Here is a 14,837-nt window from a genome sequence, read left to right as displayed (position 1 = left end):
CTGCGCCGGACTGGTCGTCACCCGACTCCGCCCACAGCGTGGCGGGCTGCTGGTCTTCGTACTCCGCTGCGCTCACTGAACCCGATTCTACCGCCACCGTCAGTCCTGCCGGGCGTGCGGGACGCCGCCGTCGGGCGCCCGGCGGACCAGTGATGCCGGGCGCAGCACGCCGGCGCCGAAGCGTGCGGCAACCGCGTCGACGGTCGTCTCGGTCTCGCGCCACGGCGCGTCGTCGTCCCACAGGGCGTTGCTCGCGGCGGCGGGCACGAGGTTCTCGCCGCGGATGCCGATCAGCCGGATCTGGTTGCCGGGACGGTGCAGCACGTCGTACAGCTCGACGGCCTCACGGTGCAGGCGCTTCGCGACGTCGGTCGGCTCGGCCAGGGTGCGGGACCGGGTGAGCGTGGTGAAGTCGGTGTAGCGGACCTTGAGCGCCACCGTACGGGCCTGCACGTCGGCGTGGCGCAGGCGCACGGCGACCTTGTCGGCCAGACGCAGGAGCTCGCGGGCGACGTCGTCCCGCTCGGTCAGGTCGCGGCCGAACGTGACCTCGTGCCCGATGGACTTCTCGCCGACGCCCGTGTCGACGACGCGCGGGTCACGGCCCCAGGACAGGTCGTGCAGGCGCTGCCCACCGGCCGGGCCGAGTGCCGACACCAGGGAGCCGAGCGGGGTGTTCGCCAGGTCGCCGACGGTGCGGATTCCCCGGCGCTCGAGGGTCTCCTGCGTCTTGCCCCCCACGCCCCAGAGCGCGGAGACCGGCTGCGGGTGCAGGAACGCGACGGTGTCGGCGGCGGGCACCACCAGCAGCCCGTCGGGCTTCGACCGACTCGACGCGAGCTTCGCCACGAACTTGGTCGATGCCGCGCCGACCGAGCAGTGCAGCCCCGTCTCGGCGAAGACGGTGCGGCGGATCTCCTGCCCGATCTGCCACGGCGTGCCGTAGAGCCGGAGTGCCCCGGCGACGTCGAGGAACGCCTCGTCGATGCCGAGCCGCTCGACCCGGGGCGTGAAGCGGTCGAAGATCGCCATGACGGCGGCGGACTTCGCACGGTACTTCTCGAAGTGCGGTTCGACGATGACGGCGTTCGGGCAGCGACGCTTGGCGACCGCCATCGGCATCGCCGAGTTCACACCGTAGCGACGGGCTTCGTAGGTGGCGGCGGTCACCACGGACCGATCGGAGTCGTGACCGACGATCACCGGCAACCCCACCAGGTCGGGGCGGTCGAGCAACTCGACGGAGGCGAAGAAGGCGTCCATGTCGACGTGCAGCACGGTCGCCGAGACGTCGTCCACCGGTGCGTCGGAGACGAGCCGGTTGCTTCCGTCCTGCTTGCTCACACCGAGATGATGGCAGGCGCCGCCGACATCCCCGTGCCGGTGCCCGATCGCGACCGAACGGTGCGAGGTTCCGGACGTGGTGAGAGGCCGCGCGGTTGCCACCACGTGCGGAACCTCGCACCGGAGTGCCCCGGAGCACGGCACCTCGCACGGTGCGAGGGCACGCTGCCCGCCGACGCCTCAACCGAGCGGGCCGAGCGGGCCGAGCACCGACGCGGCGATCGTCCGCGCCGCCGAGTCCCGCGACGACGGGTGGTACTGCCCCGCCCGGACGTCGCGCGCCAGCCGCGCCAGCTCGCTCGACGACCGGAACGCCGAGCCGCCGACGACCCGCATCGCCTCGTCGACGACGTGTTGCGCCGTGTCGACTGCGCGCGCCTTGGTCCCGACGAGCAGCGGGAACCAGCGGGTCCCGAGGTCGTCGAGCTCGTCGACCGACCGGGCGACCGAGTCGACCTGCAGCGTGATCGCGTCGACCGCGCCGCGCAGGTCCGCGATCGTCCGGCGGACGTCCGGGTCCTGCGACCGCGGGGTCCCGTCCACCGCAATCCTGCGCGCCACCGCCGTGGCCGCGAGCGCGATCGCCCGCTCGGCGATCCCGACGTACACCGAGGCGATGAGCAGTTCGAAGGACGCGAAGATCCCGAAGACGAGCGGGTCCTGGTTCGGTCCGACGGGCAGCGACCGGACGATGCGCTCCGCTGGGACGTGCACGCCGTGCAGCCTGGTGGTGCGACTCTGCGTCGCGCGCATGCCGAGGGTGTCCCAATCGTCCAGGTGCTCGACGTCGCCGTCCGACCGCAGGACGAACGCGTGCACGAGTCGCGGTTCCGGCCCCGACGTGTCCTTGCCGAAGACGCTCATGACGTCCCACGCAGGTGCCAGCGAGGTGAACACCTTCGTCCCGGTGAACCGGTAGCCGCCGCCGCCGTCCGGCTCCGCCGTCGTCGAGGAGTCGAACAGCACGGCGTCGTTGCCGGGTTCGCTCACCCCGAAGGCGAGCAGGTGGTCGTCGGCAGCGTGGTCGGTGACGGCCTGGAGGAACGACCCACCCCGCGCGGTGACGGCGCGCGCCGCCTGCACCCACACCTGGTGCATGCCGAGACCCAGCGCAGTCGCCGGCGCGGCCTGGGCGAGTGTCCGCTGCACGCGAGCGGTGGCGCGGAGACCGAGGCCGGAACCGCGCTGCTCGACGGGCACGCCGATGCGCAGGTAGCCGGCAGCGCGGAGCTCGTCGAGGTCGTCGGCGCAGAACGCGTTCGCGGCGTCGTACCCGGGGGCGCGCTCGGCGATGCGGGTGAGCAGCTCGTCGGGCACCGACCAGCCGACGGCGTCCGTGTTGGCCTTCGTCATGCCACGAGACTAGGGTCCGGAGCGTGTCAGATCGTCATCCGTGGAACAGGTACGTCGCGATCGGTGACTCCTTCACCGAGGGGATCGGAGACCCCGACCCCACCGTGCCCGGCGGCAACCGCGGCTGGGCCGACCGCGTCGCCGAGGTGCTCGCGCACCGGACGGACGATTTCGCCTACGCGAACCTCGCGATCCGCGGGCGCCTGCTGCAGCAGATCATCGACGAGCAGGTGGACGCGGCCCTGGCGCTGCACCCGGACCTCATCACGGTGTCCGCCGGCGGCAACGACATCATCCGCCCCGGCTCGGACCCGGACGTGCTCGCTGAGCGCGTGGACCGCATGGTGGCCGACCTGCGCCGCGACGGAGCCACGGTCGTGCTGTTCACCGGCCCGGACGTCGGGATGACCCCGGTGCTCGGCATGGTCCGCGGCAAGACGGCGATCTACAACGAGAACCTGCACGCCATCGCACTGAAGCACGGGGCCCTGGTGGCGAACATGTGGGCGCTCCGCGTGCTCCGCGATCCGCGCATGTGGGCGCCGGACCGACTGCACCACTCCCCTACGGGGCACTCGACCATTGCGGCCGCCGTGCTCGACACCCTCGGGGTCCCGCACGGGCTCGAGCCGTTCACCCCGGACCCGCTCGAAGCACGGCCGTGGCGGGAAGCACGCAGCGAGGACCTCGGCTGGGCGAAGGAGTACCTGGTGCCGTGGGTGGTGCGGCGGATCAAGCACACGTCCTCCGGCGACGGGGTGTCGGCGAAGCGCCCCGAGCTGCAGATCGTCACCGAGCACCGCTCCGACACCCCGTAGCACCGAGGGCCGCTCGACTCAGTCGGCGGGCCGCCGGAGTGTCATCGGACCGTCGTGCAGGGGCTCGGTCGCCCACGCGAGCGCGACATCACCCGACGGCACCGCGATCCTGACGTGCGCCAGGTGCGGAGTCTCCACGAACCGCAGGTCGACGTGCACCGCGGCGCCGTCGTCCACGACCGCGCCACAGGCGGCGAGCGGCCCCTCGACGGCCCACTCCCCCTGGCCGACCGGCACCGACAGCGTCCCGCCCTCGACGTCCAGCGTCAGCCGCCACCCGTCGCCGACGCGGGCCAGCGGCCCGACGTCGTCGAGGCCCTGGAGCGCCGCGCCGCTCACCGCGGGGAGTCCCAGGGACGCGAGCTTGGCCTCCAGGGCGGCGTCCGACGCCGCGTCGGACGCGCGGTCGACGGCGGGCAGCAGGTGCTGCCAGACCGCGTCGAGGACCGCCTGCATGTCGAGGCTCTGCCCGGTGATCGCGAGCACGACGTCCTGCTCGGGCAGGACGACGCAGAACTGGCCGTAGGCGCCGTCGCCGCGGAAACCGTGCCGCGCCATCCAGAACTGGAAGCCGTAGCCCTGGGACCAGTCCGGGTTGCCCTCGTCCGGGTTGGCGACCCGGGTGCCGGTGGCCTGCTCGACCCAGTCCTCGTCGAGGATGCGCCCGCCGGCCCAGACACCGCGCTGCAGGTACAGCTGCCCGAGCTTCGCGACCGCGTCGGTCGTGGCGTAGCAGCCGCTGTAGCCGAGCTCCGCACCGGTGTCGTCCCGACGCCAGGCGAGGTCGTCGATGCCGAGCGGGTCGAGCAGACGCGGGCGCAGCCAGTCGACGAGGGAGCCGCCCGTCACCCGCCGGACGATCGCGGCGAGCGTGTACGTGCAGGGCTGGTTGTAGGCGAAGACCGTGCCGGGCTCCTCGTCCGGCGGGAGCAGCAGGAATCCCCGCACGGTGTTCGTCGGGTCGAGCGCCTCGGCACGGTCGAGCGTCTCCTCGCGGTGGCCGCTCGCCATCGCCAGCAGGTGCCGGACCCGGATGCGCCGGCTGCGCTCGTCGGTGACGTCGGCGTCGAGTTCCGGGAAGTACGACAGGACGGTGGCGTCCAGGTCGATGAGCCCCGCGCGGACGGCGATCCCGACCCCGGCCGCGGTGAAGCTCTTGCTGAGCGAGTAGAGCAGGTGCACGCGGTGGGCGGTGTACGGCTGCCACCAGCCCTCGGCCGCGACCTGGCCGTGCCGGAGCAGCATGATGCTGTGGGGCTCCACGTCGGGGGTGGACTCCAGTGCGTCGAGCAGGGCGAGCACGCCGCGGGAGTCGATGCCGAGGGCGGCGGGGGTGGACCGGGGGAACGTCGTCATCGTCGTCATCCGACCGACTCTACGGTCGACGTCTGGCCGGCGTCACGACCCCTGGAACGGGTTCGTCCAGCGCCACCAGACGCCCGGGTCGTCGATGGTCCGCGCGAGCACGAGCGGCACCGACACCGGCTCGTGGTCGGTGATCCGGAAGCGCACCTGGCCGACCCGTTCGCCCCTGGTGCCGAGGGTGACGCTGTCGAGCTTCGCCTTCGCGGTGACCTTCGTCTTCCCCCAGACCAGGACCTCGGCGGCCTTCGACGTCACCGCATCGGCCTGGTCCTGCCAGGGGGTGGAGAACGTGCCGAACGACTGCCCCTCGTGCGCGAGGGTGACGACCTGGAAGTTGTCCGCCACCGACCGCAACAGCCGCTGGACGTCGACGTCGAGCGAGTCGTGGTCGACGCCGCCGAGCATCACGCCGATCACGGTGACGTCACGACCGCCGCGCTCGTACGTCGCCGCGAACAGCAGGCAGGCACCGGCCTCGTCGAGGGTGCCGGTCTTGATGCCCTCGATGCCGTCGAGCCCGAGGAGCTTGTTCGAGTTCTCGACCTCGCCGACGGTCGGGATCGTGACGTCCTTCGTTCCGACGATCTCCTTGACGACCGGGTCCGCGAGCGCGAGCTGACCGAGCTCGACCAGGTCGGTGGCGGTCGAGGTGTTGTCCGGGTCGAGACCGGTCGGCTCGTGGATCGTCGTGTCGTCGAGGCCGTGCTCGTCGAGCCACTCACCGGCCGCGTGCTCGTACGCAGCCATGGACCCGAAGGCCCAGATGGCGAGCGCGCCGGCGTAGTTGTTCGCCGACTTCATGAGCATCACCTGGAACGTCTGGTGCTCGGTGAGCCTCAGGCCGGCCGGCATCGGCGCGACCTCGCCGTTCTGCGCCGCGTACTCGGCGTACAGGCCCTCCATCTGCTTCGTGAAGCGGATCGACGGACCGGACTCCCCCGCCGCCATCGGCTTCTCGTCGAGCACCACGAGCGCCGTGACGACCTTCGTGATGCTCGCGATCGACCGGGGCTCCGTGTCACCGCTGGTGCGCAGGCTCTCCGGGAAGTCGGTGGCCTCGACCGCCGTGGCGCCGTAGCCGGGGAAGCTCAGGGCCGGGACGGTCGTCTTCGGCGCCGAGTAGGTGGTGGTGCTGGCGCTCGCCGGCCCGAACGGCACCACGGCCGCGGCGACGAGGTAGCCGACCACGAGCACGAGGACGGCGACCACGGAGATCCTGACCGGCCTCCGGACGGCGGAGCGGGGGCGGCGGACGACTCGTGACACGAGGCCCGAGCGTACCGGTGGCGTCGGTCGCCGGGCTGCGAGGACACCCGCGTGTGTCCAGCGTGTAACGGTCCGTCGCGCTTTCCCACCGCATGCCGAGCCGGCCCTACCGTCGAAACCATGCACGCAGCACCGACCGAGAGCGTTCCCGACCCGACCGTCTGGCGCGTGGTCGGCGAGCCGCTGGTCGCCGCGACCGGCACCGGCCCGCTCGACGGCCTGACCGTCGCCGTCAAGGACCTCTACGCCGTGCCCGGCCAGCCGGTCGGCGCGGGCAACCCGACGTACCTGCGCGAGGCAGCGGTCGAGACCGCACCCGCCGCAGCGGTCGGCGCGCTCCTCGCCGCCGGCGCCTCGGTCCGCGGGATCGCGCGCACCGACGAGTTCGCCTACAACCTGACGGGCCGGAACGCGCACCACGGCACGCCGCCGAACAGCGCGGCTCCCAACCGACTGCCTGGAGGCTCGTCCAGCGGGTCCGCGTCGGCCGTCGGCCTCGGCATGGCCGAGATCGGGATCGGTACGGACACCGCGGGATCGGTGCGGGTCCCCGCCTCGTACCAGGGACTCTGGGGCCTCCGGACGACGCACGGCACGGTGTCCCGCGACGGGCTGCTCCCGCTCGCGCCGTCGTTCGACACCGTCGGGTGGCTCACCCGCAGCCCCGAGGTCCTGCTCGCCGCCCTCGACGCCACCGTCCCGCCACCGCCCGCGCCGGCAGGGGCGACCGACGCGGCCGTGCTCGTCGTCCCCGAGGAACTCGTCGCGCTCGTCGGACCGGGCGTCGCCCGGTCCTTCACCGCCTTCGTCGAGACCCTCGACGAACCCGTCGCGACCGTCCGACTGCGCGACCTCGGCATCCCGGACCCCGCAGCACTGCAGGAGCAGATGCGGCTCGTCCAGGCCGCCGAGGCCCTCACCGCCCACGGTCCCTGGATCGACGCGCACCCCGGAGCGCTGAGCACCGTCGTCGGTGACCGCTTCCGGGCGGCAGGCGCGAACGACCCCGACGCGACCGCCGACGCCGTTGCGCGGCTCGACGACGTGCGTGCGACGATCCGCAGCGCCCTCGTCGGTCGGACCCTGCTGTTCCCGACGGTGCCTGGGCCCTCGCCGTTGCTCCACGCGGACGCCGCGGCGCTCGAACGCACCCGGACCGCCACCACGGCGATGACCGCGCTCGCGAGCGTCGGCGGGCTCCCCGCGGTGAGCGCACCGGCGATGACCGTGGACCGGGCACCCGTCGGCGTGTGCCTGGTCGGTGGACCGGACACCGACCGTGCCCTGGTGATCCGCGCCGGACGGACGGTGCCGGACCGAGGCGAGCCGGGCCTCCCGACGGTCGCCGTGGTGCGTTAGGAGGCGCGCCGCCGTGCGTGCGTGACCGCCCAGAGACCGACGGCGCTCGCCGCGGCCACGTTGAGCGAGTCGACGCCGTGCGCCATCGGGATCCGGACGGTGGTGTCGGCCGCGGCGATGGCGGCCGGGGTCAGCCCCTGTCCCTCGGTGCCCATCACGAGCGCGACCTTGTCGGGCAGGTCCGCCACGAAGGCGTCGAGGTCGACCGAATCGTCGGTCAGTGCCATCGCGGCGAGGTGGAAGCCCTGCGCGCGGAGTTCCTCGCCCGCCGCGGGCCAATCGCCGATGCGGGTCCACGGCACCTGCAGGACCGTGCCCATGCTCACCCGGACACTCCGGCGGTACAGCGGGTCGGCGCAGCGTGGGCTGACGAGCACCGCGTCGGCCCCGAGACCCGCGACGCTGCGGAACACCGCCCCGACGTTCGTGTGGTCGACGATGTCCTCGAGCACGACGACGACCGTCGCGTCCCGCACCACGTCGGCGACGCTCGGCAACTCGGGACGCTGCATCGCGGCGATCGCACCGCGGTGCATGCGGAAGCCGGTGAGCTCCTCGAGCAGGGCGTCCGCACCGACGAACACCGGGCCGTCGTGCTCGGCGACCAGGGGCAGGACGCTGTCGAGCCACTTCTCCTGCACCAGGATGCTCCGGGGCACGTGGCCGGCGCGGACCGCACGCTCGATGACCGTGTTCGACTCGGCGATGTAGAGGCCGCCCTCCGGCTCGGAGACCCGGCGGAGCGCCACGTCGGTGAGCCGGGCGAAGTCGTCGAGGCGGGGGTCGTCGAGGGAGTCGATGCGGACGGGGTGCACGGGGCTCGTTTCGGTGTGGTGCGGGGGCGGCGTGGGGCCGGCGGGCCGGGGCTGGCACGCGTCCGGGCTGCCGATGGTCGGGTCCGCCGATGGTCGGGCCCGCCTGGGAAGCGACCGGGACGGTCGGGTGTTGAGGGTACCGTGAACAGGGTGCTGGATGATGCTGCGTCGACGACCGGACCGACCACCGGGGCGGCCGCGGGTTCGGTGACCGCCGACGACCTGGACCGCGTCGTCGAGGTGCTCGGCGGCAAGCGCGTCGCCGTGCTCTCCGGCGCCGGTCTGAGCACCGACTCGGGCATCCCCGACTACCGCGGCGCCGGGCGCGTGGTGCGCAAGCCGATGACGTTCCAGGAGTTCCTGGCCGACCCCGCGAAGCGCCAGCGCTACTGGGCCGGATCGCACCTGGGCTGGCGGAGCTTCGCGGCCGCCGTGCCGAACGACGGGCACCGGGCGCTCGCCGCACTCGAGGACGCCGGGATCGTCGCCGGGGTCATCACGCAGAACGTCGACGGCCTGCACCTCCGCGCGGGATCCCGCCGCGTCGTCGAGATCCACGGTTCTATGGACCGCGCCGTGTGCCTGCGGTGCGGGCAGGTGTTCTCCCGCGCCGACCTCGCCGCGACCATCGACCGGGCGAACCCCTGGCTGGACGACCCCGGCTCGGTGCAGCTGCAGCCCGACGGCGACGTGGAGATCGCCGACGTCGAACGCTTCGTCGTGCCCGACTGCACGGTCTGCGGCGGCGTCCTGAAGCCCGACGTGGTGTTCTTCGGCGAGTTCGTCCCCGCCGAGAAGTTCCGCGAAGCAGTGTCGATCGTCGCCGACGCCGAGGCGCTGCTCGTGGTGGGGTCCTCGCTGACCGTGAACTCCGGCGTCCGCCTGGTGGACCACGCCGCGCGCCGGAAGAACCCGGTCGTCATCATCAACCGCGGCGAGACCCGCAGCGACCGCCGCGCCGCGGTGAAGCTCGACGCTGGGACCACCGAGACGCTCGTGCACCTGGCGGAGCGACTGGCCGACGCGTCAGCGGCCGCAGGCTCCGACGAGCCGCGTCGCGCCGAGTAGCCGCTCCGGCGGCATCTGCGAAGATCGTCCGGTGACGACCCTCCTGTACCTCGTCCGGCACGGCGAGACCGACTGGAACGCGCAGCGCCGCATCCAGGGCTCGACCGACATCCCGCTCAACGACACCGGGCGACGGCAGGCAGCCGAAGCCGCCGCGCTGCTCGCCCGCCGGCCGTTCGACGCCGTCGTCGCGTCGCCACTGTCACGCGCGGCCGAGACGGGCGCGATCATCGCCGACCGGCTCCGGCTCGAGCTGCCCACGACCTACCCGGGCCTCGCCGAGCGCTCGTACGGCGAGGCCGAGGGGCTCACCGACGACGAGGTGACGACCCGCTACCCGCACGACGACATCCCCGGGCGCGAGTCCTGCTCCGCTCTGCTCGCCCGGATCACCGAGACGCTCGGCGAGATCGCGGTGCGGTTCGACGGGGCCGTCGTGGTCGTCGCAACGCACGGAGCCGTGATCCGCAGCGTCGTGAACGCCGCCGCGCCCGGCACCGCCGACCGCGGGCAAACCCCGATCCGCAACGGCTCGATCCACTCGTTCCGCTGGGACCCCGAGCGCTTCCACGCCGAACTCGTCCGGTTCGACGACCCGATCGACGACGTCTCCGAGGTCACCGGCGGTTCGGCCTTCGAGTACCAGAACCCGCTCGAACGCCGCGGGTGAGCACGGACTAGGCTCCGACGGACCCGACCAGCCCGCGCACGCGTGCGAGGGGAGCGACATGTCCGACGACGGAACCGACCGGTACGACCAGCGCGCCCCGGATGAGCAGGGCGATGACCTCGACCGCGTGTTCGGCCCCGAGACGGCCAGCGTGCCGACCCGCCCCCGCGCCCGGACGTGGTTCGTCATCGGCGCGAGCACCCTGGCCGTCGCTGCGGTCATCGCCGTCGTGCTCGGTTCGATCATCGGCAGCGTCCAGCACGGGATCGGCGGGGCCTTCCCCGACCCGGACACCGCGCTCGACCGGTTCGACGACCGGGTCGCCGACCTGCCAGGGGTCGTCGAGGTGCGGCACCATGCAGCGTCGAAGACCGCCTTCGCGAGCTACGACGCCACCGCCACCGTGCGCGCGGACCCGTCGCTCGGGGCCGTCGCCCGCCGAGACCTCGTCGCGGCGCTCGCCACCGCCGCCGAGGACGCTGGAGGCAACGGGGTGCGGGTCGTCGCGATCGCCGACCTCGGCGTGCTGCACATCGGGGTCACCGCCGACGGGTCGGTCGCCGCGAAGCGGCTCGCGCTGGCGGACACGCTCGACCACATCGGCGGGGTCACGGGAGTGCGCTGCTCCTGGGAGCGTGGCGGCGAGGCCTCGGACGACGACGCTGACCAGTCGGTCGTCGTCGAGACGCCGGGACGCGGGGCGGCGGTGCCGCCCATCGTCGCGCGGGTCACCGAGGAGACGCAGAAGGTGTTCCCGGGCGCGAGTGTCGAGGTCATCGCGGAGCAGTAGTGGTCCACGCCGGCGCGCGGTTCCCGTCAGGACCCCGCAGCAGCGCCCCGTCTCAGCGTGCGCGGCGGTCCGTCACGGCCCGTTCGACCGCCCGTACGACCCGCTCCGCCGAGTCCTGCCACCGGAAGCGGCCGGCGCGCTCGAGCGACAGCCGCGAGGCCTCGTCCCACCGGTCCTCGACCCGTCGGACGGCTGCGGCCACGGCGGACGGCGACGCCGGATCGAAGTACTCGGCCGCCTCGCCACCGATCTCGCGGAAGATCGGGATGTCGCTCACCACGACCGGCGTCCCGACCCCCATCGCCTCGACGAGCGGGATCCCGAACCCCTCGTCGTACGAGGCCGTCGCCAGCGCCGTGGCCGAGCGGAGCACCGACAGGTACTCGTCGTCCGTCGCACCGTCGTGGAACACGATCGACCCGGTCGGTGCGAGTCCCCCGAGCCGGGCGCGGTCGGCGTCGGACACCCGCGACATGCAGTGCAGCGTCCAGTCCGCGCCCAGGAGCGGCAGCGCCGACGCGAGGGTCTCGACGTTCTTGTAGGGCATGAACGAACCCATGTAGACGAGCGAGCGTTCGCGCGCGCCGCCCTCGGAGCGCGGCTCGGCCGGGTCCGCCGCGTTGTACGCGACCGTGACCGGCCGCTTCGTGAGCCGGTGCTCCGCGATCAGGCCAGCGGTCGTCTCGGAGACCGTCACGATCCCGTCGGCGCCGTTCAGCAGGAACCGCTGCGGCGCCCACGACAGGTGGAATGCGCGCCACCCCAGTCGCAGCGGCAGCGAGAACTCCCGCGGGGGTGTGCGGTTGCGGTAGTAGATCAGGTCGTGCAGCGTCAGGACGAGCGCGTACCCACGCCCCCTGGACCCCATCGTCTGCATCGGCGAGAACACCGCGTCGAGCCCCAGACGGTTCACCCTGCGGGCGACGAGCGGCTCCCCCGCGTCGGTCGGCGCGGGCAGCAGCTCCCACGCCAGGGCACGCGGCAGGGACTCGAGCTGGCGCTCGTCGCTGACGAGCAGCACGTAGTCGTGCCGGTCCGGCAGGTGCGCGGCGACCCCGGCGGTGAACCGGCTGATGCCGTCGTGGTGACCGATCCGGACGTAGCGGCAGTCGATGCCGACGCGCAGGCGGGTCACGACGCGTCCCCCGCGCTCGTGGCGTCGGGCCCGCGGGTCACGTCCGTCGGCTTCGCGGTCCCCCGGGAGGCCCGGAATGCGCCCGACGCCCGGCTCGCCTTCCCGGCGCGGCCGCGCCCACCGCGTGCGGGTGTGTCCCCCATCCGGCGCAGCACCGCGGCAGCCGCCGGCGCCGGCGTCTCGTAGTGCACCAGGTGACCGACGCCCGGGATCACCACGAGCTCGGCGTCACGCAGTCGCGAGGCCAGCGCGCGCTGCTCGGCCACGGCCGTGATGTCGTCGTGCTCGGCAGCGATGAGCAGGACCGGGACACGGATGCGGTCGGCGTACTCCGAGACGTCGTGGGTGACCGAGGTGCGGAACGCCTCGAGCACGCTCGTGCGGTTCGCGAAGGCCGAGAAGTACCGGTCGTGCTGGTCGTGCACCCATCGGCGCACCGCCGGGTCGTGCGACTTCAGCATGGCGACGCTCATGGCCCGCACGATCGCGCCGTTCCGCAGGATCCCGAGCCCGACCGGCTTCGGCAGCACCGCGCCGGCGCGGTAGTACCCGATGGCGATGGCAGTACCGACGGCGCGGGGGCCCTGCAGCGCCGGGGCGGCGATCGGGTTCACGAGTACGAGCAGGCCGGTGTCGAGTCCCGCGGCGACGGTCGCCGACACCACGATGGAACCGAAGGAGTGGCCGAGCACGACGGTGTCGCTCCCGAGGCCGAGGACGGCGTGGAACCCGGTCAGCCATCCGACGTAGGAGTCGATGTCCGAGACCGGCAGCGGATCGGACACGCCGAAGCCGGGCAGGTCCGGCACGATCACGCGGACGCCCTCCAGGTGGGCCGCGATGGTCTCGAGCCCGTGGTGGTCCCCGCGGAACCCGTGCACCGCGAGGACGGTCCGATCGGCGTCCTCTGGCCCGTAGACCCAGTAGTGCGTGGTCCCCCCGTCGACCTGGACAGCCCGGTGCACGACCGGGGTGGCGGCCATCAGCGACTGGTACGGGGAGAGCACGGGCGGTTGCATCCGCGCCAGTCTATGGAAACCGACGTCACGAAACCCCGGACACCCGGAGCATTGCGCGCCTATCGTGTCCGGGGCGGGCCGTCCACCGGCCCGTCGATGACGACGAGGAGCACGGTGACCTTCACAGCCCCGATCCAGCTGCCCGGCCTGACGCTCGACCCGCAGTGGTACAAGCGTTCGGTCTTCTACGAGTGCATGATCCGCTCGTTCGTCGACTCGAACGGCGACGGCATCGGCGACATCCAGGGCGTGATCGGCAAGCTCGACTACCTGCAGTGGCTCGGCGTCGACGCCCTGTGGCTCCCGCCGTTCTTCCAGTCACCGATGCGCGACGGCGGCTACGACATCGCCGACTACAAGGCGATCCTGCCCGAGTTCGGCACACTCGACGACTTCCGCGAACTCGTCACGAAGTCCCACGAGCGGAACATGCGCATCGTGATCGACATGGTGATCAACCACACGAGCGACCAGCACGAGTGGTTCCAGCAGTCCCGCGAGGACCCGGACGGCCCCTACGGCGACTTCTACGTGTGGCGGGACACGGACGAGGACTACTCGAACATCCGCATCATCTTCGTCGACACCGAGGAGTCCAACTGGACCTTCGACCCGGTCCGACGCCAGTTCTTCTTCCACCGCTTCTTCTCACACCAGCCGGATCTGAACTTCGAGAACCCCGCGGTCATCGAGGCCATCTACGACGTCGTGCGGCACTGGCTCGACATGGGCGTCGACGGGCTGCGGCTCGACGCGATCCCGTACCTGTTCGAGTCGGAAGAGGGCAACGGCGAGGGCGAGCCGGAGACGCACGAGTTCATCAAGAAGCTCCGCGCGATGGTCGACGACGAGTACCCCGGTCGGGTGCTCCTGGCCGAGGCGAACCAGTGGCCGCGCGAGACCGCCGCCTTCTTCGGCACCGACGAGGAGCCCGAGTGCCACATGGCGTTCGACTTCCCGGTGATGCCGCGCATCTTCTACTCGCTCCGGGCCCAGCACGCGGCCGAGCTCAAGGCGATCCTGTCCGAGACCCTCGACGTGCCGGCCAGCGCGGCGTGGGGCGTCTTCCTCCGCAACCACGACGAGCTCACCCTCGAGATGGTGAGCGAGGAGTACCGGCAGGCGATGTACGGCTGGTACGGCTACGACCCGCGGATGCGCTCCAACATCGGCATCCGACGCCGTCTGGCGCCGCTGCTGGACAACTCGCGCGCCGAGCTCGAGCTCATCCACGCGCTGCTGTTCTCGCTGCCGGGGTCGCCGTTCCTGTACTACGGCGACGAGATCGGCATGGGCGACAACATCTGGCTGCCGGACCGCGACTCCTCGCGCACGCCCATGCAGTGGACGCCGGACCGGAACGCCGGGTTCTCCACCGCCGACCCCGGCAAGCTCTACCTGCCCGTCGTGCAGTCGCTCGTCTACAACTACGCTCAGGTGAACGTCGAGGCGCAGCTCGCCCAGTCGCGCTCCCTGCTGCACTGGGTCCGCAACGTGATCCACACGCGGAAGGCGCACCCGGTGTTCGGACTCGGGTCGCTGCACGTGCAGGAGACCTCGAACGACTCCGTGCTCGCCTTCGTCCGCTCGTGGGAGGGCTCCGGGCAGCAGTTCGGGCCGTCCGCAGAGGACGTCCTCTGCGTGTTCTCGTTCGCCACGAACCCCACCTCGGTCACGGTGTCCGCGCCGGAGTTCGCGGGCCGTCCGCTCTACGACCTGTTCGGCGGTGGCTCGTTCCCCTCCTTCGACGAGGACGGCAACGTCACGCTCACCATGGGCACGCAGTCCTTCTACTGGCTGCACGTCGGCGCGCCGACCCGGTAGCGGGTCGTGTC

At 72.3% G+C, this 14,837-nt stretch carries 13 protein-coding genes; 6 read left to right on the top strand and 7 right to left on the bottom strand.

The annotated features are described in order from the left end of the window. Positions 1-99: 99 nt before the first annotated feature. Both dinB and ITJ56_RS08870 read right to left on the bottom strand, forming a co-directional pair. A complete protein-coding gene (dinB, locus tag ITJ56_RS08875; RefSeq protein WP_194629811.1) occupies positions 100-1,344 on the bottom strand; it encodes a DNA polymerase IV in 1,245 nt (414 codons plus the stop codon). Positions 1,345-1,524: 180 nt separating this feature from the next. Next, on the bottom strand, positions 1,525-2,697 hold the full coding sequence (locus ITJ56_RS08870) for an acyl-CoA dehydrogenase family protein (protein ID WP_194629802.1): 1,173 nt from the start codon (positions 2,695-2,697) through the stop codon (positions 1,525-1,527). 23 nt (positions 2,698-2,720) lie between these two features. Here ITJ56_RS08870 and ITJ56_RS08865 point away from each other — a divergent pair, with 23 nt between their 5' ends. Next, the gene (locus tag ITJ56_RS08865; RefSeq protein ID WP_194629800.1) at positions 2,721-3,515 is read left to right on the top strand and encodes an SGNH/GDSL hydrolase family protein; all 795 of its coding nucleotides are present in this window, start codon (positions 2,721-2,723) and stop codon (positions 3,513-3,515) included. Positions 3,516-3,533: 18 nt separating this feature from the next. Here ITJ56_RS08865 and ITJ56_RS08860 read toward each other — a convergent pair whose 3' ends face one another. Both ITJ56_RS08860 and ITJ56_RS08855 read right to left on the bottom strand, forming a co-directional pair. Then, complete coding sequence (locus tag ITJ56_RS08860) at positions 3,534-4,880, bottom strand: serine hydrolase domain-containing protein (RefSeq protein WP_194629799.1); 1,347 nt, start codon at positions 4,878-4,880, stop codon at positions 3,534-3,536. Positions 4,881-4,913: 33 nt separating this feature from the next. Beyond that, entirely contained in the window at positions 4,914-6,146 is a 1,233-nt protein-coding gene (locus ITJ56_RS08855) for a D-alanyl-D-alanine carboxypeptidase family protein (RefSeq protein ID WP_194629797.1), read from the bottom strand. 120 nt (positions 6,147-6,266) lie between these two features. Between ITJ56_RS08855 and ITJ56_RS08850 the strand changes: the two genes are divergently transcribed. Then, positions 6,267-7,505, top strand: coding sequence for an amidase family protein (locus ITJ56_RS08850; RefSeq protein ID WP_194629795.1), 1,239 nt, complete (start codon positions 6,267-6,269; stop codon positions 7,503-7,505). Here the strand turns inward: ITJ56_RS08850 and ITJ56_RS08845 are convergent. Next, positions 7,502-8,320: a TrmH family RNA methyltransferase gene (locus tag ITJ56_RS08845; RefSeq protein ID WP_194629793.1), complete on the bottom strand. Its 819-nt coding sequence runs from the start codon at positions 8,318-8,320 to the stop codon at positions 7,502-7,504. The two genes, ITJ56_RS08850 and ITJ56_RS08845, sit on opposite strands and share 4 nt — an antisense overlap. A gap of 207 nt (positions 8,321-8,527) precedes the next feature. Between ITJ56_RS08845 and ITJ56_RS08840 the strand changes: the two genes are divergently transcribed. Genes ITJ56_RS08840 through ITJ56_RS08830 form a run of 3 tightly spaced genes read left to right on the top strand, consistent with a single transcriptional unit; the run spans position 8,528 to position 10,848 of the window. Further along, a complete protein-coding gene (locus ITJ56_RS08840) occupies positions 8,528-9,388 on the top strand; it encodes a Sir2 family NAD-dependent protein deacetylase (RefSeq protein WP_194629918.1) in 861 nt (286 codons plus the stop codon). Positions 9,389-9,419: 31 nt separating this feature from the next. Next, positions 9,420-10,058, top strand: a complete 639-nt coding sequence (locus ITJ56_RS08835) for a histidine phosphatase family protein (RefSeq protein ID WP_194629791.1) — start codon at positions 9,420-9,422, stop codon at positions 10,056-10,058. A gap of 58 nt (positions 10,059-10,116) precedes the next feature. Further along, positions 10,117-10,848: a hypothetical protein gene (locus ITJ56_RS08830; RefSeq protein WP_194629789.1), complete on the top strand. Its 732-nt coding sequence runs from the start codon at positions 10,117-10,119 to the stop codon at positions 10,846-10,848. Positions 10,849-10,900: 52 nt separating this feature from the next. On the opposite strand, the gene ITJ56_RS08825 is transcribed toward ITJ56_RS08830, so the two are convergent. Then, positions 10,901-11,974 carry a glycosyltransferase family 4 protein gene (locus ITJ56_RS08825; protein WP_194629916.1) on the bottom strand — a complete coding sequence of 358 codons (1,074 nt, stop codon included), beginning with the start codon at positions 11,972-11,974 and terminating at the stop codon, positions 10,901-10,903. Positions 11,975-11,979: 5 nt separating this feature from the next. After that, positions 11,980-13,002 (bottom strand): alpha/beta fold hydrolase, encoded by a 1,023-nt coding sequence (locus ITJ56_RS08820; RefSeq protein ID WP_228517386.1) that lies wholly within the window; start codon positions 13,000-13,002, stop codon positions 11,980-11,982. Between the two features lie 114 nt (positions 13,003-13,116). On the opposite strand from ITJ56_RS08820, the gene treS reads away from it, so the two are divergent. Further along, positions 13,117-14,826 carry a maltose alpha-D-glucosyltransferase gene (gene treS, locus ITJ56_RS08815; protein ID WP_194629787.1) on the top strand — a complete coding sequence of 570 codons (1,710 nt, stop codon included), beginning with the start codon at positions 13,117-13,119 and terminating at the stop codon, positions 14,824-14,826. Positions 14,827-14,837 lie beyond the last annotated feature (11 nt).

The organism is Curtobacterium sp. VKM Ac-1376, from assembly GCF_015351025.1.
In the GTDB taxonomy this organism is placed as follows: Bacteria; Actinomycetota; Actinomycetes; order Actinomycetales; family Microbacteriaceae; genus Curtobacterium.
The sequence above is the reverse complement of the archived record's forward strand: the minus strand, read 5'-3'. Positions and strand labels throughout refer to the sequence as shown.